This is a genomic window from Nostoc sp. CCY0012, assembly GCF_963920855.1.
Classification (GTDB): domain Bacteria; phylum Cyanobacteriota; class Cyanobacteriia; order Cyanobacteriales; family Nostocaceae; genus Cyanocohniella.
The window spans coordinates 1-26,153 of sequence record NZ_CAWUDM010000086.1; the positions used below are offsets into that span (position 1 = coordinate 1).

The 26,153-nt window shown below is 37.7% G+C and carries 21 protein-coding genes and 3 pseudogenes; 12 read left to right on the forward strand and 12 right to left on the reverse strand.

Annotation, left to right across the window (positions count from 1 at the left end):
- Window positions 1-25: 25 nt before the first annotated feature.
- Window positions 26-598 carry a tyrosine-type recombinase/integrase gene (locus ACM0OS_RS21130; RefSeq protein ID WP_414545168.1) on the reverse strand — a complete coding sequence of 191 codons (573 nt, stop codon included), beginning with the start codon at window positions 596-598 and terminating at the stop codon, window positions 26-28.
- A 76-nt stretch (window positions 599-674) separates the two neighbouring features.
- On the opposite strand from ACM0OS_RS21130, the gene ACM0OS_RS21135 reads away from it, so the two are divergent.
- From ACM0OS_RS21135 to ACM0OS_RS21155, 5 genes are all read left to right on the forward strand, one after another.
- Complete coding sequence (locus tag ACM0OS_RS21135) at window positions 675-1,133, forward strand: double zinc ribbon domain-containing protein (protein ID WP_414544927.1); 459 nt, start codon at window positions 675-677, stop codon at window positions 1,131-1,133.
- Between the two features lie 412 nt (window positions 1,134-1,545).
- Window positions 1,546-2,340: a hypothetical protein gene (locus ACM0OS_RS21140; RefSeq protein WP_414545169.1), complete on the forward strand. Its 795-nt coding sequence runs from the start codon at window positions 1,546-1,548 to the stop codon at window positions 2,338-2,340.
- The gene (locus tag ACM0OS_RS21145; protein WP_414545170.1) at window positions 2,325-3,185 is read left to right on the forward strand and encodes a hypothetical protein; all 861 of its coding nucleotides are present in this window, start codon (window positions 2,325-2,327) and stop codon (window positions 3,183-3,185) included. Before ACM0OS_RS21140 ends, ACM0OS_RS21145 begins: the two co-directional genes overlap by 16 nt.
- A gap of 131 nt (window positions 3,186-3,316) precedes the next feature.
- Window positions 3,317-4,081 carry a PEP-CTERM sorting domain-containing protein gene (locus ACM0OS_RS21150; RefSeq protein WP_414545171.1) on the forward strand — a complete coding sequence of 255 codons (765 nt, stop codon included), beginning with the start codon at window positions 3,317-3,319 and terminating at the stop codon, window positions 4,079-4,081.
- 221 nt (window positions 4,082-4,302) lie between these two features.
- Window positions 4,303-4,431, forward strand: coding sequence for a hypothetical protein (locus ACM0OS_RS21155; protein WP_414545172.1), 129 nt, complete (start codon window positions 4,303-4,305; stop codon window positions 4,429-4,431).
- A gap of 43 nt (window positions 4,432-4,474) precedes the next feature.
- On the opposite strand, the gene ACM0OS_RS21160 is transcribed toward ACM0OS_RS21155, so the two are convergent.
- From ACM0OS_RS21160 to ACM0OS_RS21175, 4 genes and pseudogenes are all read right to left on the reverse strand, one after another.
- A complete protein-coding gene (locus ACM0OS_RS21160) occupies window positions 4,475-5,467 on the reverse strand; it encodes a tyrosine-type recombinase/integrase (RefSeq protein ID WP_414545173.1) in 993 nt (330 codons plus the stop codon).
- Between the two features lie 420 nt (window positions 5,468-5,887).
- Window positions 5,888-6,481: a Fur family transcriptional regulator gene (locus tag ACM0OS_RS21165; protein ID WP_414545174.1), complete on the reverse strand. Its 594-nt coding sequence runs from the start codon at window positions 6,479-6,481 to the stop codon at window positions 5,888-5,890.
- Window positions 6,482-6,493: 12 nt separating this feature from the next.
- Complete coding sequence (locus tag ACM0OS_RS21170; protein WP_414545175.1) at window positions 6,494-6,640, reverse strand: hypothetical protein; 147 nt, start codon at window positions 6,638-6,640, stop codon at window positions 6,494-6,496.
- A gap of 102 nt (window positions 6,641-6,742) precedes the next feature.
- Window positions 6,743-7,180: pseudogene (locus ACM0OS_RS21175) on the reverse strand (ATP-binding cassette domain-containing protein); the annotation flags it as partial.
- Window positions 7,181-7,363: 183 nt separating this feature from the next.
- Here ACM0OS_RS21175 and ACM0OS_RS21180 point away from each other — a divergent pair.
- The 7 genes from ACM0OS_RS21180 (at window position 7,364) to ACM0OS_RS21210 (ending at window position 17,572) form a co-directional block, all read left to right on the forward strand.
- Window positions 7,364-7,660 carry a hypothetical protein gene (locus ACM0OS_RS21180; protein ID WP_414545176.1) on the forward strand — a complete coding sequence of 99 codons (297 nt, stop codon included), beginning with the start codon at window positions 7,364-7,366 and terminating at the stop codon, window positions 7,658-7,660.
- 63 nt (window positions 7,661-7,723) lie between these two features.
- On the forward strand, window positions 7,724-8,143 hold the full coding sequence (locus ACM0OS_RS21185; protein WP_414545177.1) for a hypothetical protein: 420 nt from the start codon (window positions 7,724-7,726) through the stop codon (window positions 8,141-8,143).
- A 729-nt stretch (window positions 8,144-8,872) separates the two neighbouring features.
- Entirely contained in the window at window positions 8,873-9,937 is a 1,065-nt protein-coding gene (locus tag ACM0OS_RS21190; protein WP_414545178.1) for a hypothetical protein, read from the forward strand.
- A 194-nt stretch (window positions 9,938-10,131) separates the two neighbouring features.
- On the forward strand, window positions 10,132-12,270 hold the full coding sequence (locus ACM0OS_RS21195) for a dynamin family protein (RefSeq protein WP_414545179.1): 2,139 nt from the start codon (window positions 10,132-10,134) through the stop codon (window positions 12,268-12,270).
- Between the two features lie 27 nt (window positions 12,271-12,297).
- Window positions 12,298-13,113 carry a hypothetical protein gene (locus ACM0OS_RS21200; protein WP_414545180.1) on the forward strand — a complete coding sequence of 272 codons (816 nt, stop codon included), beginning with the start codon at window positions 12,298-12,300 and terminating at the stop codon, window positions 13,111-13,113.
- A gap of 17 nt (window positions 13,114-13,130) precedes the next feature.
- Window positions 13,131-15,539 (forward strand): dynamin family protein, encoded by a 2,409-nt coding sequence (locus ACM0OS_RS21205; protein ID WP_414545181.1) that lies wholly within the window; start codon window positions 13,131-13,133, stop codon window positions 15,537-15,539.
- A 20-nt stretch (window positions 15,540-15,559) separates the two neighbouring features.
- Window positions 15,560-17,572, forward strand: coding sequence for a dynamin family protein (locus tag ACM0OS_RS21210; RefSeq protein WP_414545182.1), 2,013 nt, complete (start codon window positions 15,560-15,562; stop codon window positions 17,570-17,572).
- 247 nt (window positions 17,573-17,819) lie between these two features.
- On the opposite strand, the pseudogene ACM0OS_RS21215 reads toward ACM0OS_RS21210, so the two are convergent.
- The 7 genes and pseudogenes from ACM0OS_RS21215 to ACM0OS_RS21245 form a co-directional block, all read right to left on the reverse strand.
- A pseudogene (locus ACM0OS_RS21215) lies at window positions 17,820-17,915 on the reverse strand (IS5/IS1182 family transposase); the annotation flags it as partial.
- Window positions 17,916-18,429: 514 nt separating this feature from the next.
- Window positions 18,430-18,616: pseudogene (locus ACM0OS_RS21220) on the reverse strand (transposase); the annotation flags it as partial.
- Window positions 18,617-18,820: 204 nt separating this feature from the next.
- A complete protein-coding gene (locus ACM0OS_RS21225; RefSeq protein WP_414545183.1) occupies window positions 18,821-22,456 on the reverse strand; it encodes a tetratricopeptide repeat protein in 3,636 nt (1,211 codons plus the stop codon).
- Between the two features lie 34 nt (window positions 22,457-22,490).
- A complete protein-coding gene (locus ACM0OS_RS21230; RefSeq protein WP_414545184.1) occupies window positions 22,491-23,570 on the reverse strand; it encodes a DUF4384 domain-containing protein in 1,080 nt (359 codons plus the stop codon).
- Window positions 23,571-23,791: 221 nt separating this feature from the next.
- Complete coding sequence (locus ACM0OS_RS21235; protein ID WP_414545185.1) at window positions 23,792-25,213, reverse strand: hypothetical protein; 1,422 nt, start codon at window positions 25,211-25,213, stop codon at window positions 23,792-23,794.
- Window positions 25,201-25,458, reverse strand: coding sequence for a hypothetical protein (locus tag ACM0OS_RS21240; protein WP_414545187.1), 258 nt, complete (start codon window positions 25,456-25,458; stop codon window positions 25,201-25,203). The genes ACM0OS_RS21235 and ACM0OS_RS21240 overlap by 13 nt, the downstream gene beginning before the upstream one ends.
- Window positions 25,442-26,044, reverse strand: a complete 603-nt coding sequence (locus ACM0OS_RS21245; protein WP_414545186.1) for a hypothetical protein — start codon at window positions 26,042-26,044, stop codon at window positions 25,442-25,444. Before ACM0OS_RS21245 ends, ACM0OS_RS21240 begins: the two co-directional genes overlap by 17 nt.
- Window positions 26,045-26,153 lie beyond the last annotated feature (109 nt).

The window sequence follows — 26,153 nt, forward strand, 5'->3', positions numbered from 1 at the left end:
AAATAACCAAGCCGTTGGAAGGATTTTAGCATGACCATAAAACTAAGAAATCCTTACTATAAAAGCACCAACGCTGTTTGTTTCCTTTTCCTAATACCTGAAATTTTTGATTTTTGATATCTATGTCTGATAAGTTCAGGGCTAAAAGCTCTCCAATTCTACATCCTGTGCGATGCAATAAATGAATTATTGCAGACATCCGCAGGTCATCTTTGGTTACTTTGTAGAGTATATTTAGCTGTGAGGGTGTTAGGTATTTTATTGTATCGTCGCTTTTATGTTCGCCTTTTTCTCGTTGTGGGGGACGCTGTTTTAATCCCCGAATTGGGTTAGATTTTATATACCCTTGCTCAACTGCAAAGTTAAATAGGCTTTGCAGTATTGCTTGATGCTTGTGGTGGGTTGTGTATTTTAAATGTGAAAGTGTATCTAGATACTCAACTAATGTTTGCTTACTGATAATTTCGATTGACCAACTTCCATACTCTGCTAGTAAGCTCAAGAGAGTTATTTCGTAGGTTTTGATGGTACTGGGTGCTAACCCAGTCCGTTCTAAAAATTTGACGGCGACGGTGGCTAATGTGACAGCTTGCTTCACTGAAAAAAGTGTGTTTTTAGCAAGGTAATTTATTCATAAATTATATATCTTTAGGTAAGAGCATTGACAGCATTTTATGGATACTTTTAAGACACCAAAACCTGGAGAATCTCTTGCTGACTATGTTTTGCGGATCAGGAAGGGACTCAATTTAACTCAGTTTGAGTTAGCCGATGCTGCTGGTATTCATTCTCGGTCTGTGGGCAAGATTGAACGGGGACTGACGATGAAACTCAGCCATAAAACTCTTAGCGGTCTTGCCTTGGCTTTGTCCGTGCCGGTTGAGTATTTGCAGGCTGTTGTTAGGGGGGAAGAGGTTGTAGCAATGCCAGCGATTAAGTTTTGCCCCCAATGTTGGAATCCTGGGGGTGCTGCTGATCCGATGTGGGGAAATGTTAGGGCTAAGTTTTGTTATCTGTGCGGTACGCAGTTGCGGGCTAGTTGTGGGAATTGTGGTGAGTTGGTGGTGTCGTTAAGGTATAAATTTTGCCCACTATGTGGAAAGCCTTATAAGGATGGAAGTGGAAATCGCTGAAAGCTAGATATAGCAACGCTTTCCAGACCATCTTGCAGGTTTTTACACGTATCTCGGCTCAATACCATTTAGCAATACGTCAAAGCGACGGATTGGATCGGGATGGCTTAGAGTAACAACGGTCAACAGTCAAAAAAAATTAATTAAGGGCGGATGGGAAAAGAATTGTCAGGTTGAGGCTCATTTAGATCACGAAATGATCTTTCTCCATCATGTCCCTAGCTATCTAATTGGTGTTGTTTACAGGTAAGCTGAAAAAATATCTACCAGCAGCCATTCCTCCGTGATAGTAAAGTTACCTCGCCACCGTCCACAAAGACATTTCCCAAATGCCAAACGAATAATTGTGAAATGTGAGCAAAATAGGTGTATACATTGCGACACCACATTAGTTAGCCTTCCATCTTGGCACATGCGTAAAACCATTCAAACACTAAATGGAGCAGTGTTCGTGGCAGGTAAGGGGAAAAAATGTGCTAATTCAGAATGTGAATATTTTGGTAAGCACTACTTAGCCTATGGTGTACTAAAATATAGTTTGCCTCAAAGTACTTACGGGCTAGATGTACTGGCATTTATCGGTTGGCAACATGAGCATGAGCATCAACAGTTGGTAGAAATTCAACGCTCATTAAACCAACGTGGTGTTGAAATTAACGAGAGTAATGTAGGTAAGTTATACCGTCAATTTCTGGCACTGTTGGGTGGAGCGATAGCACATACCCAGGAGAAATTAGCTGCTACAGCCGTCCTTCATGGTGGCTTGATTTGGGCAATAGATGCCTTACAGCCAGAGGGTCACGGGACTTTGTTATACGTATTATATGAAGTATTAAGTGGTACACCAGTCTGTGCAGTTCAATTGCCACAGGCACAAGCAGAACGGTTAATTGAGTGGCTGCAACCATATAAGGAGTTACCGTACACAGTGCTAGCAACTTTGTCAGATGGGGAATCAGCAATCATCGCTGCAATGAATTCAAGTTGGCCAAATGCACCACATCAACGTTGCCAGGCACACTTCCTAAGTAATTTAAGCGAAGCAATACTGCCATTAGATACAAAGCTACGACAACAGTTAAAAGCAGATTTAGATGGACTGCCAAAAATTCCAGAGAGTTCAGAAAGACCCAAAGACCCAAGCTCCCAACAGCAGCAAGACAATACCCCCTTTTTTCAGGAATTCCCTATTTGTCACCAGACATAGAGTTAATAGCAATCGAATCCCAGATTCGGGCTGCGATTCGGGATTGTGTCAATCGTACTAGTCGCAAACCTTTTCGCTGGGGCGGTTTAAGCGGCTACCAGCAATTAGAAACTATTGGACAGATACTACGTAGTTTACCCTGTCGAGAAATTGATACGGATTATTTGTCGGTGTTGTCAATATGGGTTGACCAAGCCTTAAGTAGCAATCGTTCAGTAGCTTCCGACTTAGAAGAAACACACAATTGGTTACAACGAATTGCAGAATGTTTGCACTATCCTGAACAAACCATTCCGAGCATTGATTGCGTGACTGATGTTACACAAACTGTAAAATTACCTTTAACAAGTTTTCAAGTTCGGCGCGAAATGGAAGAGTTATTACAGCAATTTCAGCCCGACCCTCAACAAAATCCCGCACAGTTTGCCTTGAAGAAAAAGCTACAAAAACTGTGGTATAAATACGGTACTGATTTATTACACTGCTATGACATCCCTGGCTTGCCGCCAGATAACCTGAAAATGGAAGCGATGTTTAGCCATTTGCGTCGCCATCAGCGGCGAATTAGTGGGCGCAAATCAACTGCTGAATTACGTAATTTTGGGCAATATCAAGTTCTATTTCTGGCTGAAAGTGAAAAACAATTACTGGAACAAATTCAGCAAGTACCTATAACTGAGTATAAAACTCAACGTCGTAAATTAGCTGTTTCTGAAGCTCCTCGCCAACAAAAACATCGCCTTCATCATAATCCAGTTACTACAATACAAGCTTTGGTTGATCAACATACGGAACTTCTTACTGCGCTTGAGTTGCAAGCCCTGAAATACCAATTAGATAGCTAGGGCATCATGTCCGAAGAGCTATAGAACTCGCTATATAGCGAAATTGTTCTTTTTTGTAACATATGGCTTGAAAAATCGAGAATACCTCTAGAATTACACCAAATATTCAACCAATGCAGAGAAAAAACCTAATGAAAAAAATGAAGCCAGGATGTCTGGCATTGGGCATGGCAATTTTGACTTGCATGATCTCCCCTGCCAAATCGAATGCGTCGACGTTATCAGTGGACTTTAGCGACAGCGACGCTGACGTGGCCGCTGGATATGCGGGGTTTGTTTTTTCAAACAACACAGTGCCAGGGACGCGCACGTATTTGTCAGGCACTACTGGTTACACCGGATTGATGGATACTGGCAGTGGCATTGGTGTGACGTTGTTAGATCCTAATAACCCATCGCGTGTGTTTCGGCTAGTTGATAGAGGAGGTTCTGATTTATTGTTACGCGACTTCGCGGGGCGTGATGGAGCGCTGAACCAAGCTCAGGATTTGAGTTTTAGCGGTCTGGTTTCTGGGGCTTATTCGCTCACGATACCGTTGAGCGATTTCGGCAATCAGGTTGGGGTGGCGGACGTGCAACTCAGTGTAAACGGTGGAGTTTCTTTTAGTAATATTTACGACAACTTAAATTATGGCTTGAATCTTGGTCGAACCGCTCAATTAAACTTTGATGCAGATGGAATTAATAACGTCATCGCGCGCTTTTTTGTAGGGGGCAATGAGTTCGGTGTTACTGGAGGAACTACCAATAATATAAATGTTAATCGTATTTTCACAATAAACGGATTCGACTTACAGGGACCGACCGTGACTCAAAGTGTTCCTGAGCCGAATAGTGTGGTGATGTTTGGACTGCTCGGTATGCTGCTGTTTAGCCGTCGCTATCACAAATCCTAATAAAACTTTGCTATACACCTTTACTTCTAGCTAGATTACGCGCTGATTTATCGCGCGGAGTGCCTCAATGAATACTTTATCCCTGAGAAACAGGGATAAATCTGAAGAATTATCACTCAGGAATGACGAATAGACGGCGACAGGCTATAAAGGGATTATGACTCTACAATGCTGACAATATGCCCAGACCTGGAGGCAACCCGCTATTAAAACAATATCAGATGAAGTCAACTCGTCCAGTACCTCTGCAAGAAAAGATGACCCTAAGAGTGACGGAGGAGATGATGGCTCAGTTGAAGTCCCTCGATGAGGATTGGCATGAGTTTGTTAGGGAAGCGATCGCCAGTTAAAAAGCTAACCAGATAACCATTTAGCAATACATTTAGATATTTCCTAAATCAATTCTGATATTGAGTCACTCATCTGCTTTTGCAAACGCTGGCGGTTATCATCATATTTCAATACCGTCTGCACTTGGGCGTGTCTGCTGAAACGCTGGGTAGCCCGGTAGTTACCATTATTGAGATCCAATACTGTAGTAATCGCACTGTGGCGGACACGATGCGGCGACATCTTCTTAGTAATTCCGGCTTGTTTACATAGCCCATCCACCAGTCGCCTGATTGCTTCCCCGGTTAATCTCGCCCCATTCTTGTGATAAGCCAGCACCGTAAAAAGCGGGTTATCACCACGTTTTTTCTTACAAGCTTTAATCCAACAGGAGATCGCCGATACGGTTTTATCCGATAGGTCAAGAACTTCCTTCTGGCTACCCTTGCCTTTACCCAGAATAAAAAGCGTTTTATCCTTGGGGTTAAAATCACTCACATTTAAGTTGACTATCTCATTGCGGCGCAAGCCATTATCCCAAAGTAACCGCAGAATGGCATAATCACGCTTGCCTTTTAAAGTATTCTGGTCAACCAGGGCTATAACGATGGCATAGTCAGTAGCAGAAATACCTGTAGTGTCCCGGTAGGTTTCGACCCTTTCACCTTTGACATCATCCAAAGAGAAATTGCAGACCCCCAGCCGTCGCCCCATTTCCACCATTGACTTGATAGCACTGAGGCGACGATTTACCGTAGCTTCAGCCAGTTTTTTCTTGATGAGGTGCGCCTTGTACTTGAGAACCACAGCGACAGCGTGACGCTGTTCCAGGTGCAGAAACTCCAAAACCAAATCCCGGCTTGGTTCTTTCTTGGCAACGAATAAGAAGAAATCTTTCAAATCTTTCTGGTATTCGCGCTTGGTATTGAGCGATCGCTTATCCCCAATCAGCTGCTGAATGACATCGGGGTCATTTTCTAAGGAAAAATCATCACCGATGGCCAACGCCAAGGAATTTTCTAAAACACTCAGATTCTCCGGGTGAATGGGTGTCATTGTTTTGTCCAGGGTGGGCGGGTTAATGCTCAAGCTATATCTTAGTTGAAAAAGAGTGTTTTTTCTTATAAGTGGTGTGAAAAAGTGTATTGTCGCACTATCTTGTAGCACAGTGGGGGGAGGGGGTTGGAGAGTAATTGTCAGATGATTGACATTTGGGGAGGGTGATAGGGAGAAATTTTTGGCGATATTCGTGTCAGGATTGACGATTTAACTAAGTAATAATGCTGCGTCTACCCCACAAAAAGAGTTAGCCAATTACAATTACAGATGGCGGGAGCGCTGATATCAGTTTTGCTATCAAAAGTGTTACCAAAACTAGGGGGTAGGATGTAGCCCGAATTTCTCACTCATAGGGTGGGGAGTGTGGGAGGTGTTGAATATGGGCTAATCTGACGAATGGCAAGCTCGTCTAAAAATTTAGTTATGAAATATTTTTGGGTCAACTTCGTATCCCGGAAAAAGATTTATTACCTCTGAAGCTTTTTCTAGAGGAAAATGCCAGCTTTTATCTGCTCTAGACAAACGCCATCCTGTAATCAACTTGGCTTTGTCTTTACAACTGTCAAACTCATCTTTGGGTGTGTGAACTACAATATATCTCCCTTTTAACTCGATGCGACGCTCAGGTTTTTTTTTGATATCGGTGTTTAAATCTGATGACTTACGGTCTGAACTTTTAGTTTTATCTATTGTTGTAAATCGAGGACATACCCAATTACTAGATATTGTTGGCCATCCCATATCTAAAGCTTTTGGACAAATAGTGTGCAGTGTGAATTTACAATCAATTAGTTGCAATCCCATTGTTTCTACTTGTCTTAAGCCTTGTTGGAGAATATATTTATTTTCAAACTCGATAATCTGATGACATTGAACACACACAATATGGTGGTGATGGGTAGAGATGGTGTTGAGTTCGTAATATTTTTGTGCCTGTGCCAATTCTACTTCTCGGATAATCCCCATAGTAGTCATGATTTTGAGGATGCGATAAACTGTAGATAAACTCATTGCTTCTCCACGTTATAGCAGCAACGAGTGTACTGATTCGGCGTTTAAATGATTACCAGTTGGCAGAGCTTTAAAAATGTCAAAAATTAATTGGCGTTGTGGGGTTAATCGATAACCTTGAGCATTTAATTTGGTTTTTAATGAATCTAAATTATCCATAAGCACAGCTATCCTCAAGAAAATCTTTCAGTGCTGGTAAAACTGCTCTCTAAACTTGTGTAAGACTTGCCTGTAATTATCAAAAATAGTTAAAAGCAAGTATTAATGAATCCCAGACTGTACGCGCCACAGACTGGCATAGATACCATTAAGTGCTAGTAAATCCTCGTGCTGACCCTGCTCGACAATTTGACCATGATCCATCACATATATGCAATGACTATGGCGAATTGTAGAAAGACGGTGAGCGATCGCTATGGTCGTGCGATTTTGGGTAATGATAGCTAAAGATTTCTGAATAGCTGCTTCCGTTTCATTATCCACCGCAGAGGTCGCTTCATCCAAAATCAAAATTGGTGGGTCTTTGAGAATAGCACGGGCTATGGCAATTCGTTGTCTTTGTCCACCTGAAAGCTTTTGACCGCGTTCGCCCACCATAGTATCGTACTGGAGGGGTAGTTGCAGGATGAACTCATGAGCCTCGGCTAACTTGGCAGCATGGATAATTTCATCGTGACTCGCGTCAAAACTGCCATAAGCAGTAAACCAAAAAGTTTTTCCCCAAAGAGCGAACTGACAAGTCAGCGCTTCGCTATCGCTAATCACTCTTAGGTACATCGGGGTAGCGTAAACTACTGAATATATAATTAATGCTTATACTGCTCTCTTGGGATTCAAAAAATGAAATGATGAAAGTAGTGTGTAGCATATTGGCTCTTAAAATTGACTGTTTCATCAGAAGAACTGGTTTTAACAGACTCAGAAACCCTTGAAGAGGTTATTGAGTGTTTAGTAGAAAATTTTTCCATTAAAACTCAGGGAGTATGTGACCAACAAACTTTATTTGAGATTCTTATAAAAGCGGCCAGCAGTGGAGATAGTATTGAGAATACAGCCAAATTATTAAAGAATATTCCTACAGCTAATGATATTAGATATCATCTTAATAAAATCAACAATTTTGAGGATTTAGAGACACGAATTAATCAAGCGTTGAAAAGTAGAATTCCTTTGGGTTAAAAAAAAGGATGTTTAAAAATTGCGATTGATTTAAATTTAATTTGTTATTATGGTAAGCCAACATTGGAGGAACTACCATACATATATAAAAGTGAAGCTAAATCTGGCACTCATTCATTTTATGCCTATGCAACTTTATATGTTATTAACAAAAATAAGCGTGTAACTCTAGCCGTCAGAGGTGTTCGCCGACTAGATACTAGTGTAGCGATAATTACTTATTTATTGGCAGAACTTGAATCCCTTAAAATAAATGTAAAAAAACTCTATTTAGATAGGGGATTTTTTAATACTCCTGTAATCAGATGGTTGCAAGCATTAGACATTCCATTTATGATGCCTGCTATCAAGACAGGAAAAAAGGGAGGAATTAAACAGTTTTTGAAGGGAAGAAAAAGCTATAAAAGTACTCATACTATTATAAGAGACAAAGATGATTCAGTTACCTTTGACTTATGGCCGCAGATTCGTTCAGTACTATAAGTCTTAATTAGCCGGATTTTTTGCTTTTACTTTGACTGTAATCTCTTTGTAGTTCAAGTTGAAGTGCGTAATGTAGGTTATAAGTTGGGATAGATAAGCGCGAAGCGTTCACTAGGCTGAAAGCCTTACTCAGCATACTTTTATTTCATATAAACAAAGGCGAACGCGTTGATTTGTTACAAAAACTTTACATGGTGATAAATTTTGCGCGTATCTTGTCTTTACCCCTACTCCCTCTGAGGATAACTATCTAGCATTCCGCTTCTTGTACTCAGACTTTTGTCAGTCAACCAGGACAAGAACATAAATTTGTGAGTTGTTTGCACAGTAAGCATTTGAGGCTAAATTAACCAGAGATTACCTCTTGGATTGTTAAGATGCGACAGGATAATTATTACGCTAAATTGACAATTATCTAGTCTCGGAATAACCTGAAAGAACGGAAATGCGTAGAATACACAAAATACTGGTTATGTCAATAGCATCTGAGATGCGCTTGCCCTGAAATAAAAAATAGCTATTTTCCTCTATCTCAAGAGAGATTTTTAATTTTGTAGTCGTTAAAAAAAAGACTTTTTTGAATTTTTATGCAATTATGTTTTTATAGCAATCAAGTCGTAAAACTTATTCATTTTAAAACAGGAGCATAATTAGATTAATTAAAAAATAAAAATGTATCAAAATAAATATAATCAATTATTTTTTACAAATATTTTTAGAGGTGCTTAAATGTTATTTCAAATAAAAATGTTTGCTTATATTATTTTCGTTCCTTTTTTTTATTTAAATGTTATATCAGACACCATAAATTTACAATTAAATAAAATATCAGAAAATCAATTTAATAATCAAATATTTTTAAATAAACAAAAATTATTTTTTTTAAAAAACAATTCTTATTTTGCTCAATTAAATAAAACAGAAAACTCAAATTCACAAACAAATTATATTGAACTTAAAGATATTATTAATATTAATATAAGTTTTGTGGCTTTAATAATATCAATTCTTGTTGCCATAGATACTAGAAAAAGATATGAAGCAAGTGAAATAAAAAATGATGAAAGATATAAAGAGAGTGAAGAAAAATATAAGTCATCTCAATTAGATAATAAATTAGAAACAGATAGAATTATACGTCTTGAATTAACAGGAATATTAAAAAGATTAATAGAATTAAAAATCAAGTATGTCGAATTGATGGAATTGCCTAATGTTCCTCCTAGTTATCGAAACCTAATTGAGCCACTTCTTAATCAAGAAAATACATCTTTAGCATATCAAGCAATTTATTTTGCCGAGCGAATACCTAATTTTGTGTCTGAAGTTGATTTATACACAATAGCAGATGCTAATCATAATGCGGGTAATTTATTAGAAGCAAAAAGATATTATGAATACGCTATTGATAAAAATTATTTTAAAGAATATATTAAAACTAGTGGTGGGGAGAGGAACGATGATGAAGATGTTAAAAAAAGTAAAGTAGCTACTACAAGAGCATTGTACGGGGCTTTCTTATTCAGCATAGCGAAAGAGAGTGATGCTAGAGAAGAATTTGATAAAGCCAAAAAAGCAATTGAAGATATGAAAGTGACGAATTTAGATTGGAAATCATATTTGTTGGGAAATGTTTATATACAATGGGCAATAGGCGAATTTAGACGAAATAATATTCAAGAATATGAAGAGAGAATTGAACAAGCAAAAAGATCATTTAACAAGATAGATGATCAAAAGTTTAAAGATAAAAATTTAAAAATTATAGAAGATTTAAAAAATAGATTAAATTGAAATTTTTCTCCTCCTTCTCAGCCATCCCTAGGTAGCTTTGGGGTGTGAGTAGCAATGAATGCTGACTTGAAAATCTAACCGTAGCTAACAACTTGGCTTGACATAGCACGCGCTAGAGCATTAATTTTGTAACAAAACTGAAGTTGAGGCTAAATAATGCTTATTCTGCTAGTAATTTCCAGGTAGTTGATGATATGACAGAGGCAAATGAATACACAAGTAAAATTGATCAGCATATTAAATTCGTAGAACGAATCATTCAAAAACCCAGCATATCAGTCTCTGCTAGGCAAGAATTATCTAAACAGATAAAAAGTGTTAAAAAACGTCGTAACGACCCTAATCTTTATTTAGCCATCATTGGTGAATTTTCTAGTGGCAAAAGTACATTTGTCAATGCCCTGCTCCGAGATGATTTACTGAAAACCTCTGCCCTTGTAGCAACGGCTACTGCAACAAAAATAACCTATGCTAACAGCTTTGGTGCTGAAGCTCTATTCAAAACTAACAGACCAAGACAATTTATCAAAAAACCTAAAGGAGAACCGAAAAAAACTACGCAGAAATTTCAAGTTGCATGGTTCCCAAGTCTATTTATTTGGATGTTTTTGATGATTGGATTATCTAGCATATCCTCTTGGTTTTTAGGGTTAATCCTATTACCTGTAGTGATACTCATCACAACAATGATAAGTCATAGTTTAAAACGTCAGCTGAACACTCCCAATGCTCCATCTGCTCCAAACAGATTAGTTACATCAAATGATGCTCTTAAAATGGGTATTTCGCCACAAAAATTTGTGCAAATGGTAACATCTGAGGAAGAACTTGCAAGGGCTTTAGATGATTTTACGATTTACCATCCAGCTAATTTTCTCAAGGGTAGAATTATTATTATAGACACCCCTGGAACTAATGCTGGTAACGAAGAACACGCGAAAGCCACTCGAACAGTTGTGGAAAATGAGGCTGATGCAGCTGTAATTGTAATACCTGCAAATCAACCTGTATCTGATACACTTATTAATTTTCTTTCGGGATCACTTTATCAGTACATCCATCGTTGTGTATTTATAGTTACTAAGATGGATAGCATTCGTCAAAAAGAGCAATCTAGGCTAATTAAAATCATCGAAAAAAGAATTAGAGAAAATCTCAAAATAGACAATTTCTTGTTGCTTGAGACTGCACCACAAGTAGTAATAGATATTTGCACTGGGGCAGAAGAAGTTGAAGAAAAACTTAGGCATTGGAATGATAATTTTGTAGAACTAGAAGAAAAATTGCGTAAATATTTAGTAGGTAGTAGAGAAGTAGCAATAGCAGAAAATTTAGGTAGGTTACTAACAAAAGTTTTTCGTCAATCTGAATCACATCTTAAAGAGCAACAGGAACAGTTTAGACGTAAACAGGAAGCGATTGAGCGTGAAGTAATTCAAGATTTACCGTCATTTACATCTGAACAATATGCAGAATGCTCAAGGATAATTCAAAATGCGACTTCTCAAACAAAATCTAAAATCAATAAATTAGTTGGTAATTGTAGAGAAAGTACAGTATCAAGCCTTCAACAAATGATTTTTAATACAACGAATAAGGATGAGTTAAAGATTATACTTGAGAATAAAATTTTCCCTATATTTGCTAATGCTCGCTCTACCCTTGATGTAGATTTAACAATTGCCACAAGCGAACTTAATCAGTCTTTTATTCAGGTTAAAGAACACTTCGATGAAAAATTCTCTAAGCAGTATCAAAATCTTCAATCCCTCTCAACAGAGACTAATTTAAATACGGGGATAATGAATACCAGCAATATTCAAGTTAATACTTATAATCTAATGTCTTCAGCCTCTGAGCTTAGTAAAATCGCGGGGGATACATCGAATATACAGGTAGGAGCAGGAGCAGGAGTAGGAGCAGGAGCAGCAATAGGAACAATAATTCTCCCAGGTGTGGGAACAGTTGTTGGAGCTGCGTTAGGTAGTTTGCTAGGTGGTATTTTTGGTAGTTTTTTTGGTCCATCATTAAGTGAACTTCAAAATAGCTCTTGGAATGAGCTACAACCCAAAATTAATGATTATTTTTACTCAGCAGAAAAAGCAGTAGAACAATCCTTAGAAAGCTATTCTCAACAAATGATAAATGCTCTTAACAGGCACATTGATACATACATTGCCACTTATCAGAAAATTGTTAATGCTATGCAGCATGACCAAAAGGAGAAAAAAGAACGTCTAAATAGGCTTCAACAAGATATTCAAGCTGACTTACTGGAAATTAATACCAGAATTCAGTCTCTTGAAGTCTTTGCTAACTCTACTTTAATGTAATTTTTAAATTTTAATAAGTAAATAATTATGATTGACGATATATTGAGAAGCTGTGAAGAATGGTTTATTGATGAATTTAACTCGGATGATATCCTATCTCCGGAAAAGATGGATATGCAAACTGAGTCTTTATTGTCATACTCTGATGAAGTAATACTTGATACTTCAGATAGTTCTGTTGAAAATATTTCTATAGAAGAATTATCTGCTTTTAATATAGTTGATGTCTTTCATCAATTATTAGATTGGGTTATACCAGACAATCAATGGGATGTTGGCGAGTTTGATGGATTTGGAAATCCAGTAGAAAACTCTCAATTCTGGCAACAACAAAGAGGTCAAAGTTCCTGTGCTGTAGTTGCTCAGACTAGCGTTTTTGAGTCTATTACAGGTATCTGTATTCCTGAAGAAAAAGCTTGTGAGATTGCTCAAGAAAATGGATGGTTTGACCCTGAAATTGGAACTCGTCCAAGTGATGTAGGTAAGCTTTTAAACGAACTTGGTGTCCCAACAGAACAAAAATATAATGCCAATCTTGAAGACATTGCAGATGCACTAGAAAAAGGTGATAGCGTAATTGTTGGTCTTGATGCAAACGAGATATGGAATCCAATGCGGGATGCTAATAGTGCGCCTATTGAGCAAACGAATGCAGGTCATGCTGTTTGGGTAACGGGTATAAATACACAAGCTGATGGTTCAGTAAAAATAATTCTTAATGATAGCGGAAATCCTAACGGAAAAATGGCATCTGTCGATGCTCTAGATTTTCTAAATGCTTGGGAAGATTATAGCAACTTCCTTGTAGTAGCCGACGCACCTGAGCAAACTATTTCAGCTTAAAACGGAGGAAATATAACATGAATGTTGATAGAAATTTACTCAGACAATTGTCTACGGAAACTACCACCCAACAAAATGGTATCGCTTCATTACCTAGAGGCATCCATCGCCTCTCTGATTTGAGAGATTGGGTTACTTTTGAAACAGTTGCACTGGCTCCCATCCCAGTACAAAGGCTTGGTGAATGGGGAATTATTTCTCTGCTGACTGTCCCTAAAAACAGTAATGATAAAACTGAGGGATATGCAACACCTTGGGCTGTTGTGGAATGGTCTTTAGCAACAATGCAAGTTGTCAAAAAGGTTGATTTGCGACCAATCAAAGCAAATAATCCTCAATGGCATCCCCAAGTAATTAGTATTCAACCTGCCGATACTTCTGTAAATTTGACTCCCCAAATACGTACCCTTCGTGAAAATACTTTATTTTCAACCCTAGATAATTTTTGTAGCAGTATAAGTAAAAGTAAAGAAGATTTTCTTGAGTTAGCAAAGTATTATTCTGGGCTTTTACCAAAAGAGTTTTATCTATACTATCACGATTTAATTCCTGAAAGTAAAGACTGGTTGCTTCCTAATGTACCAGCTATTTCTCTAGAAGTTGCAAATAGCGAAGAAGAAAATATTGCATTAGACAAATTAAACATTCAAGTACCAGAAATATCAATTAAAGTTCCTAGTGATTTAACAGAGAAGTTAGATAATTGGTTTAAGCAATGTACTGATATTACTAGTTCTCTCTCTTCTGAGAACCAGGAGTTAGGAAAGCGTATGTCCTTGTTGCTGACAGCTATTGATAAAAGACGAATACTACCAGGATTTCGTCTTGCATTTGTTGGGGAATTTAGTCGAGGAAAAAGTTATTTGATTAATCGTTTATTACATAGAAATATTTTACCTGAAGGTATACTACCCACTACAGCCACACTCACCTCTATTGTGGCAGGTTCAGAAGAACAGATGGAAGTGAGAGTAGGGCGGAAAGTAGATATTCGACCTCTAGAAGAAGCATCGTGGGAGGAACTGTTAGCAACTGATCAAGCGGGTTCTGACAAAGAAGTATTTGCGGGTGTACGTATTAGTTTGAACCATGAGTGGTTGCGATCACTAGATATAGAAATTATTGATACTCCTGGTGCAGGAGATTTGAGCGATAGACGAGCCAACATGGTTTCCGACTTATTAAATCAATGTGATGCTGCGGTTTTACTTGTTAGTGCAACCTCTCCGTTTAGCATGACGGAAGCAGCTTTTCTAGAACAAGAAGTAATAGGTCGCCATGTTTCTCGTATTATAGTCGCAGTCTCTAAAGTGGATATGATTCCCCCAGAGGAAAGAGCGAAGGTAATGCAAAATATCTGCCATCGAATTACTAATGTTGCCAGCAATATTCCTGTACTTTCGACATATCCCATTGAAGAATCACAGCAAGAAGCAGATACCTTGGCAAGCATTATCACTGAAATTGAATCTTTAGTAGCTCAAGGTGAACGTCGCGTATGGCGTAGTCGCCAAGTATGCAAACAACTTAGTGATTGGTTAAGTCAGGTGACAGAGATAGCCCAAGGGGCTATTTCTACTGTGCGTATGAATGCAGAAGAAATAAAACGTTCTTTACGCCAAGCTGAGAACGAAATAGAAAAAGCAGACATTACTTGGGACAATCTACGACTGGAACTAGATAAAAGAAGGTTGCGACGGGCTAAAGAAATACGTCAGCAAGTTACTACTAACCAGAAAGAATTAATTGAAAACTTAGAATTTGAAATTCAAAGAACTCTAGATTTAAAGCTGTGGTGGGAACGCGATTTACCTTTTCGTCTCAGACGCGAATTAACAATTTTAAGTCGCAAATTTGAAAGCTTTTTGCTAAAATTTCTATCCCAAGATGTTGAATGGTTACAAAATGAGGTAGCGACACTTTTCAATACAACTCTAAAGCAGCAAGTTTTTACGTCGCAGCAAGATATAGGAATTCAATTTCAAATTGAAAATCGAGACATAACTGATGTACAAAGATATCGCTTATTCACCAGAATTGGTAGCACTGCGGCAATGATTGCAGGTTCAGTGTTGGGTGGTCCAATAGGAATAGCTGCCAGTACCGGGGTGCTACTTATCAGCGAACAGTATATCAACAAAGAGTTAGATACACAAAGAGAGGTTTTGTCCGGTGATCTGAAACGTGTAGTTGAAGCTTCTATTGATGAATATTGTCAGCAAGTCTCAGAACGTTTGCGTCAGCTATATCAAAGAATTATGGATGACATAGAAAGTGAGCAAGAAGCTTGGAAATTTACCAAAAAAGCTGCTTTCAATATTGATAAAAGTGATACTCAAAATGAAAAAAAATGGCAACAAATTATTGAAATAACTTTAGCGTTGAAGCAAGAAATAGCTTCCGCTTTGTCGATTGAAAAAAATTAAAATTTATGGAAGATAAAAATATGTTACAAACAACTAATTATCAAGGTTATCAGGAATTTAAGCAAAAGACTAATACCCTTGTTAGCCTAATTGAACGTCAAATTAATATTGTACAAGCGCTCAATAAACCCGCTCAAGAAGCAAATCTCAAACCTTTGAAAAATTTGGTACAGTCCAATAGTTTTAAAGTTATGATACTTGGGGAGTTCAAGCGAGGCAAAAGTACTTTTATCAATGCCTTATTAGGCGAAGAAATTTTGCCTGCATACTCTACACCATGTACTGCAATTATTAACGAAGTGAAATGGAGTGAGACCAAAAGTGCTTTACTGCATTTTAATAAATCTGACGGTAAACCAGTAAAAAAACCTCTTGATGTACCAATAGATGAAATTGAAGAGTATGTAGTTATCCAGGATGATGCTGACCAAAGTCAAGCAATCAATGAAAGTCCCTACGAAAAACTAGAACTTTTCTGGCCTTTAAAACTTTGTGAGAATGGTGTAGAAATTATTGATTCTCCTGGTTTGAACGAACACAAAACCCGTCAGCAAGTAACAGAGAGTTATCTAGTTACAGTAGATGCTATTCTTCTTGTGCTTTCCTGCGAACAACTATTTTCTAAATCCGAACAAGAAGTGGTTGATAACAAGCTAAGACCAATGGGGCATGAAGACATTTTCTTCATTTGCAATCGTATCAATATGATTCGTAAAAATGAAGTCGATAAACTCAAACAATTTGCTATTTCTAAATTGTCACCCCGAACTAGATTAGGCTCCGAACGTATATTCTTTATCAATGCATTAGGAGCGCTAGATGGGAAACTTGAGAATGATGATGAGGCACTGCAAAATTCAGGCGTACCGCGATTAGAAATTGAACTTCAGAAATTTTTAACAAATGAGAGAGGTCGAGTAAAGATTCTTCGTCCTGCTCAAGAATTAAAGAATTCAATACGAGAAGTCAGGAAAAGTATTCCCGAACAAAGGAGTATGCTTCAGACAGATGTGGCAGAATTAGAAAAACGCTATGTTGCAGCACAAGAGCCATTAAAACTTTTAGAGGAAAAACGCCGGAGTATCGTCAAAAAATTGGAATATTCTATTGAAGATACTAAAGAGCAAGTAAGTTATAAAACCAAAGATTTTTGTCGGGAATTAATTCCTAAAATAAAAACTATTGCCCAGGAGTATAAACTTGAGAATGAAATTAAGTTATTGTTTACCGACCCTAGACCAAGTATAGAAGCTGCGGTGAAGGAAATTAGTAGCTATTTAGAAAGTCAGGTGGAAGCAGAATTTTCAAATTGGCAAAATTCAGAACTTGAGCCATTACTGGCAAAGAGAATAGAACATATTAAAAATTCTCTTGATGCTGAAGCTACAGAATTTATAAAGCGGGTAGATAATCTTCGCTTGGAAATTTCTGGAGTTTCTGTTTCCAAAGTAGAGTTATCAAAAGGAGATGTTGGTGTTAGGGAAGTTTCTGCGGTAGAAAGACTTCTTTCAGCAGCAGGTGGTTTTCTGGTGGGGGGAATTGGTTCAGCTACTATCGGAGCTACATTTGGCTATCAAGAGATGTTGAAAAGTTTAATACCACAACTTGTAATTGGAATTGTAGGTTATATATTTTTAGGGCTAAATCCTGTAACTTTTGTTCCAATGCTTGTCGCTGCATTAATTCAGGGCAAATTAATGGAAGGTGGACTGGGCAATAAAATTAAAGAGGAAGTAGGTAAAAAATTCTCAGAACAGTTGAGCAGCACAACCGTTGATATTATTGAGAAGGTTGGTAATGGTGTTTCCACAGAACTTAGTAAGGTAAAAAATCTTGTAGATGAGGGGTTAGCGGCAGAAATTCAAAATATTCGACAACAGCTCAATAATGCATTAGCTGAGAAACAAAAAGGTCAGGCAGAAGTTGATAAAAAACTAAAACAGTTAGATATATTAGCTCAAAACGTGAATAGTATTGACCAAGAATTAGATGATTTAATATCTCAGGTTGCTATTTCGGGAGCAAATCAATAAAATTGACATTCCAAACATTACCACACTTTTTTGTTAACTCGCTTAATAACCAGGGCGCACGCATCTAAATATTGACGAAGTAGGGGTTTTTTGTATGTCCCCTCGAAAAGGGGGAATAGCAAAAACGAGGTTTGGTATTATTTTATTACCTTCAAATCCTTGTCAGCAAAGCTTTTCGGGGTCAAATGAGCAACCACGCCGAAAGTTACGATAAGAGGATGTTTGAAAAGTTTTAAGAGGTCAAAAATTATGCTAATCGCCTCACCATAATGCGGATCATGGCAAGATATAAAAAAGTCTCTGATGTTTCGGGCAATAACTCATAGTCTCTGACCAATCGGCGTGTGATTTGAACGATAATTTGACCAAAGGGACGGGACATACTTCACTCTGCACTAGGACAAGATATAGTTCAAAGCTATAAATAGAGTTCAAAAAACTCAAAACTTAATTACAGCAAGGAACACGGTCTTATAGTTCGTTTGTACCGTACCGCGATGAGAGAGAAATAAAAATTCAGATTTCAGGCGATCACATTATCACTTAATTTTTGGCTAAACATATTTTTGAACCATATTGTGAGCATTTTGAACTAAATTTTGACCGAAAGTTCAAAATCTTCGATTAAATTAGTGTGTTTTGCTCTGCATTTTTTACCAAGTCCAAAAATAAAACTTTGGGTTGCATTATGGTTCATATTTAAAATACGCGGACATAATTTGATTCATTTTATTATGTTGAAGATTTGCTCAAAACCTTGAAATTACGTTAACTTTTGGTCACAGTATGGTTCACAATTTGGTCATGCAATGGGTAAAAGCACACGGCGGCATCCCATAAACCAGCCAAAAGTGCGTTCCACCACCCAAAGTCTCCCGGTAGACTTCGCCATCTCACTCCTTCTACCAAAATATAGAATATGGCATTGAGGACTGACCACATATCGACTTCACGTTTACGTCCACCTGGTTTGGCCTCTGGTATCAGATCACTGAGCAATTCATATTGTGCATATGTCAGGTTGCTGGAGTAAGCTTTACTCATATCGCTCTCTCGGTGCTGTTTATTCTCTATTCACAGCTTATACCGTGAAAGCTTTTTTACCACCTGCCCGACTTTTCAAACATCCTCTTAGAGTCACAAATAAGGGTTAAGATGGAACTCGGATTTTGGGCTAGATATAGCGTCGCTGACACTAGAGGCAAACTAAACAGTCCTACTTGCTTTTTACAAAAATATATCTCTTACCTATTTCCCTTGGCAAATCCATGCTCCCCAAAACATAGGATGTGCTAGAGGTTTAGTGGTAGGACTGTTTTCTAATTCTCGCTCTGGAGTTAGACTGTCAAAATGTGTTAATTCCCTTAAAACCTCCATTCCCGTATCTGATTGACGTAGTTCAGCAATAGTAACATTGCGGATATAGTTTTGTGCCTGTTTCAAAGCAGCACCTTTATTAAGTCCTCGATCCAAATAGTCAAAGAAACGCTCCATCAATAATACTGAAGCTTTTTCGGGTACAGACCACAAACTCATAATTACAGTTTTTGCCCCCGCACAAGCAAAAGCACTCCGTAAACCAAATACACCTTCTCCGGTGGTGACATCTCCCAAACCAGTTTGACAAGCCAAGAGAATAGTCATCTCATTTGCCCAAAGGTCTAAACTTGCTACATCCTGAGCAAACAGCCAACCCTTCCCTGCTTTTTCTGGAAGCTGTTTTTGTGTAATCCAACTATTAGCACCGGCAAATGCTAACATCGACCTCATCATGGGATTAGAAACCTTCATTCTGCGCCAACGGTCAAAATTATCAATTAAGATTTCTGCTTCTTGAATAGTCTCATCTTTAGGTAGATAAAGCCCATGAGTAGCTAACAGCAGTACGCGAGGACATTGACTATCTCGAACCAAAGGTTCAACAGCTTCTTGCTCTAAATATGGTTTAACTTGTAATCGATGGGCAATAGTTGTGCCTAAGTTAGCAGTAGCATTCAATCTCTCTAATGGCTTGATTTCATCAATTTCCATTTCTGTTATCCCACTCGAAAGTTGTAAAGTAGTGGGCTGATGATTATTTTTAGATGCAGAGATTTGTAAGCTAAAGTCTTCATGAGAAGTTACTTTATTAGAGGAAGTCTGTTTTGAAACTGGATTTAATTCTGTATTTGACACTGATGCAGATAAATCATAATCAGGATCAGCCATAACTAAAGAAATTCCCGCAGGACGTAGGGGTTGCCGTTTGTGTCGTAATAAATCTCTAGCTGTTGTTATATATTGAATACTTTGATAGCAGTCTATCAAATAGATATCAGAATTTTCAGACTGGGGTAATAATTCAAACGGTAATAAGCTTAATACCGAATCAGGAGCAATAATTAGATTTTTGATATCACTAAGGTAGTTACAAAGTGGCTGATAGAGTAATTTAGTCAACTCTTTAGCAGGCGAGGCTTGGAAATTATAAGTCTTAACTTGAATAGATGGTTTTACCTTCAATGTTCTTTTGCCAATGTTTTTAAGACTCATCTGATTGTCATCAGTACCTGATGATATTAAAAAAGCACGGAATTTTTCAATCAAAATGTCTATGGGTTCTGCTTCTCCCAAATCTACCATTACTATTTGCTCTGGTTGTTGACTGGATACAACAAAAGCTACATAATGTCCTTTAGCAGATTTCTTTCGCTCAAAATCCAAATTTTGAAAACGCACAAACTCTACTAAAGCAGTATCTTTGGGAATTTCGGCAGCAATTACTTGATAATTAATCTCTTCTTTTAATTGAATTTCTGGTACTTGAGTTGCTAAAAATTTTTCCAACTCGTCGTACTCTGTTTGAGCTTTGGTGACTTGCTGATTAATGATGTCAATTGATAGCTGTTGTTGATTTCCGAATTCATCCTCATTACTACTAGTAGTTAATCTAATGATTTGATTACTAAGAGAACGTAGTTTTTGGAATTCGATTTCAAGATGGGGATAGCGTCCGCTATATATGGCAGCATTTAAGGCAGTTATGGCTGCTATATTAATAGCTTTGCGTTGCCATACTAGAGTAAGAGTAGTTTGAACAATCTCTAAATTATGTTCAAAATATTTAGTAATTAAAGAAAAATATAAGTCTAAAGTTGATCTAATTTGGTTAAGATAAAGAAGACGATCTTTTTCATTACTAGCAGCTAGAATTCGAGATAGAATTGTATTTTCCATATCTATAGCTGTTTGTAATCTACCTAAAGATTCTTTGTAATTACCAGTAGCTACAAATACAGTTGCAAGTCCACGAATAGATTTAATGGTATTAGGATGACAGTGTGGGAAGAATTTTTGATGTATCTCGAATACCTGTTGAAAGTGATATTTAGCTTTCTCATATTCTTTTTGCTCTAAGTATATAATTCCCAAATTATTTAACCTAGTCGCAACTTCAGGATGACCATCTGGAAATAATTTTTCCAGCATGTTCACTGATTGTTTAAGAAAATGTTCTGCTTGCTCGTATTGGTCAAATTCCAAATAAAAAACAGCAATATTATTGAAGGTATTTACAATATCAATATGACCATTTGGAAATAGACTTTGTTGTATTTCTAAGGCTTGTTTTAGAAAAGACGCACCTTCTTCATATTGTTCTCGGTTAGAGTAAAGAATACCTAGGCTATTTAAAGTCTTTCCAGTATGAGGATGAGCATCTGGAAATATTTTTTGCTGCATTTTCAATGCTTGCTGATAATAAAATTCAGCTTGTTCGTATTTTCCCTGGTTCAAGTAAAGATAACCCAAGTTACTAAAGCCAACTGCAATATCGGGGTGATCGTCTTTAAATAATCTTTCCAGCATCCTTACTGATTGTTGAAGATAAAATTCAACTTTTTCATATTCTCCCTGGCATGAGTAAATTTGACCTAAGCTATTTAAACTCATTGCAATCATAAGATGATCGCTTGGGTATAAATCTTGACATATCTCTAATACTTGCTGATGACAAGATATAGCATCTTCATATCTTGCCTGTATTGAGTAAAGCAAAGCCAGATTATTCAAGCTTACTGCCATTTCAGGATGGTTGTTTGGGTATAACGCCCTCTGCATTTTTAATGCTTTGTGGTGATAAGGTTCAGCATCTTCATATTTTCCTTGGCAACAGTAAAGAGAACCCAACGCATTTAAGCTGGCTGCCATATCAGGATGACCATCTGGGTAAAATCTTTCCGGATATAATTTTTGGCATATTTTTAATGCTTGCTGTACGTAAAATATGCCCTCTTTATAATTTCCTATATCTCTCAGCAGAAGACTTAGATTATTTAAACCGACTACTATATGAGGATGACCATCTGGATGCAATCTTTGCTGCATCTCTAATGACTGCTTCATGTAAAATGCTGATTCTTCGTATTTTCCTTGATTGAAATAGACATAGCCTAAATCATTCAAACTAATCGCTAAATGAGTATGATCGCCTAGATGTAATCTTTGGCGTATTTCCAATGCTTTTTTGATGTATGGTGTAGCTTCTTCATATTTCCCGTGGGAAAAGTAAAGAGAACCTAAAGCATTTAATATTTGTGCAAAAATGTGATGATCGTCTGGGTATGATTGTTGACATATTTCTAATGCTTGCTGTACGTAAAATATACCTTCTTTATAATTTCCTATATCTCTATAGAAAAAGCCTAAATTATTTAAATTAACTAATAAATATGGCTGCTTATACTTTGTCCATAATTGTTGAGCTATTGTCAAAGCTTGTTTTTCTAGAGAAATAGCCTCAAGATATTTATTGTTATTCTTAAGGTTCTTGGCTTTATTCACCAATTCTTCCCACTGACGAATTAGTTCATTTTCAGAAGAATAAGAATCATTTTTACTATTCATGATAGTCTCTTAAAAATAAAAATTTTTCTATTTTTCAAGCCGTAATTTTATATTTAAATCCCATTACTTCACATTCTTCATTTTTTACATAATTGAGTAAATCGTTTAACTCCAATGAACTTAATTCCATCGGGTCTTGCTCAGATAATTCCGAATCGTCTTGAGGTAGCCAGTTTATTATCGGTTTCTGGGAACTAGTAATGGCGATCCACTCTTCTATTCCCAAGTTCCCATCTAACTCAAAGTAAGGGCATTCATCATGTTTGGGGTCAGGACAAACAAATTCTCCCTTCTGATGATAATTTTTAAAAACTAAAGAACTAGGACAAACACACAATATGTCTCCCGACGTAAATTTAGACAGTAAAATTACATAGCTTGGTTGTTCTAACTGAATGTAACAACGTATCCGCGTTCCTAAAGGATATTCAGGCAACATTTTCTTTCTTCCAGGAAGTTTGATGTCTGCCTTTTTTATTTCTAAAGGAAGAACATAAAATTTATCTGTTGAAGATATTTGTTCTGAGATTTTCGACCATAACTGTTGCGGCTCAAGGTTGTCATTATTTACTCCTGATGGCAAAACTGGATAATCTTGAGCCAGCAGCCTTGCCATTTCTGTACGAATTCCTTCTAGTGTTGGCAAACTCTCAAGTTTGTCTTGAATCGCTTCGATTTGCTGGCTCATCAGTGTATCTGCGGGATTGCGAGTGCGTTTAGCAATTTCCAAAAACACAATATAAAACGCTGCAATTTCTCGCTTGATGTCAATTCCCAAACTTTTAACTTCATCACCCAAGGCATAAGCTTCCACAAAATCATCAACCTCGGAGAGCAAATTTAAGAGGTTGTTGTGGTCAAATGCGTTGCGGAACGCCCTTGTAATTGCTTCTTCCTGGAACAGTTGCAGAAAAGGTTTAGGTTTACCAATACCGTACTCTACTAAGGTATAGGCGTAAACACCACTAAAATAGCTTGGTGGATGGTCAGGTTCGAGATTAAATTGTTTTAATAATTTGATAACAGCTTCATTACGCTGAAACTTGTTTTTGACAGTTGGAATAGCAATACCAGCGATCGCCTTAATTAGTTCGCCAAAAGGAATTGATAACACAGGGGTGTATATAAAAGGACGTATGTAACCTGTTAATTATCCTTATATTAGCGCGTCATCAATCGGCTTGCTTACCGTTGAAATGTTAACATTATCTTAATCATTCACTTCCCCAGCCTCTCTTTCCTCAAGAGATTCCCCAGATGTGTTCTCTCACCTTCTCAAGTTTGGGTTGGTGCTGTTTCTCTAACTTCTTCTGTCTGAGTAACCCCAATATTTAGTTAATCTTCAAAATTGATTGGCTTACCGTTGAAGTGCTGGTAAATGCGCTCAGGGTGCATCCAGCTAGGTAAAGTCCTTTCCTCATCTTCTAAATTATTGCCGTTATCATCAACTAAACCATAACGGACAACTACCCTAGATAGTGGTGTTTCACCATTAGCCGAGAATTTCTCTAATAGAATTGTCCCTGCCTTCCGTGAGGCGGCTGTACCATCTGGGAATGATTCATTGGTGGCATTGTGGGTAATTCCCAGCAGATATTCCTTGGCTTTGCGGGTGTCAGTGAGGGACATTTTGAAGAAAGCGATCGCCTTGTCACCACAAAGTGTTTTTAAATTGGTAAATTCATCCACTATCACCTGCTGCTTTTTGGTGGGTTTTTCCTTAATCCGTTGCAGCCACCGATCACAGCAATCTTCAAAGGCTTGGCTTATTTCATCTTCTGATTCTGCTTTGCTGGTGGCTTCTAGCAATTGCCATACATCAGCATTGTCACCTGTGGCGTGACGGTCGATTAATTGATGAATTGGGGCATCGAGGCAGTATTTTCTGATTAATGCGATCGCTCCGGCTGTATATGTCTTGCCTGACCCTTGATTACCAATTAGCCACAATGGTTTGAGTGAGTTGATGATTTTCCACAGATAACCATCCTCATGATTTTTCAGGGCATCAATGAGAGCATCTTTTAGCTGTTCATCTGGCGATGATTGGGCTTGGTGTGAGTCTTGGATATTGCCAGATAGCTTACTCAATTTTTTATTAGTTTCAGCAACTTGTAGCTTATTGTCAGCAATAACCTTGTCCATCTCTGACAGCTGCAACTCATGATTTTTCATGGATAATTCACCCTGTAAAGTTCCGTTAAGGTGGTCTAGCTGTTGTTCTCCTGGGGATTTCATAGCCTCAATTGTTTCTGCGGTTTGTCGGGCGATGGCTTGCTTGGTTATTTCAGATTGCTGTTGTTTACTAAACTGGGTTAGGTCAATGTGATTGCTAACAATAATGTCATTCTCCAGTGCTTTGATTTTGAGCAGGGCGAATTGGCTATGAATTGCTTTCTCTTGCTTGTCAGTGAGTGATTTACTAGTAGCATAAGCAACGAGCAACGCCACACTCCCACCAATTCCAAATAAGTAAGCGGTGCTGTCTTCTGGTGGCAGTACCCTCAGCACCCTGATATTAATATCAAATAGTTGATTGCGTCGTTCATTATCAATGATGTGAGCAATTCCCCGGCGCACACTTGACCCTCTACAATCTGAATTGACCCTACAGAATAAAACCTCACTATGCTTAATTGAGTCGGTGAACAATGGCACAGTTGCAGCTAGTCCACCTACTAATAATGCACCTACTAATAAAGTAGATGCCTTGCGCTCACGCCTGAGATTTTCGTTGAACTCTTCTATCTCTTGCATTGTGCTTTTACCCAAAGTAATAGATAAATGCCAGCAATTAAGTAAAGCCAATATCCTTGAAGGAATAATCTGGTTTTGGTGATGACACTGTTTAACGCTCCGAGATTATCAGGAGTAATCAACCAATTCACCAGTGCATCGATATTGAAAACGAAATCTATAAACCCAGTGGCTAAATAGTTGAGCGTGACAACTGTAGCTAAGGAACTAATTAAAATCCCCCAGAAACTATTTATCCTGTACATTTGGATTACCCAGAGATTTAAAATAAATAACTACTGCCATGAAAATTAAAGCAATCAATAGTGAGATATTCATGCTGGGTAACTGCCAAGTTAAACCATTGTTAGCTCTAATTTCTTTGTAGGTTTCAGCAATTGCGTCATGGGTAAGTATTACTTCTTTGGTAATTCTGCTAGTACCTGAAAATGACACTGCACCACCTATAAATAATTTGGCGATTCCTATGAGTGGCTTATCTCCAAAGCCTATTCTCCAATTCTCACTTGATGCCTCAAAATTGAAACTATCTCCTATATGAACTAATCCAGGTATTAAAGCTACGCAAGCACTAAATACCTGAATAATCACCAGTGTTACTCTCAGTTCAAACAGCAACCATGACAAGCTACAGGAACCTACCTGACAAACTAGAAAGAGTATACCGCTATCAATTCGCTTACGAGCTTCGATATCTTCATACAATCGATTTTCGATGTGTTGTAAGTACCTCAAAGTATCTTCATTGGGAGAAGATTCTTGATTGTCTAGCAGTTCTTCTAGCTCCGTTGGTTGCATGGGAGTAAAATCGAATTGGAAAAATTTACTCAATCTTTGTTCCCCAGGATGCTATTACCTGGGGAATTTTATTTTTTAGAATCCTAAACCCTAACTATCTAATTGGTATTGAAGAGGTTAAGAATCAAGCACAGAGAGAAGT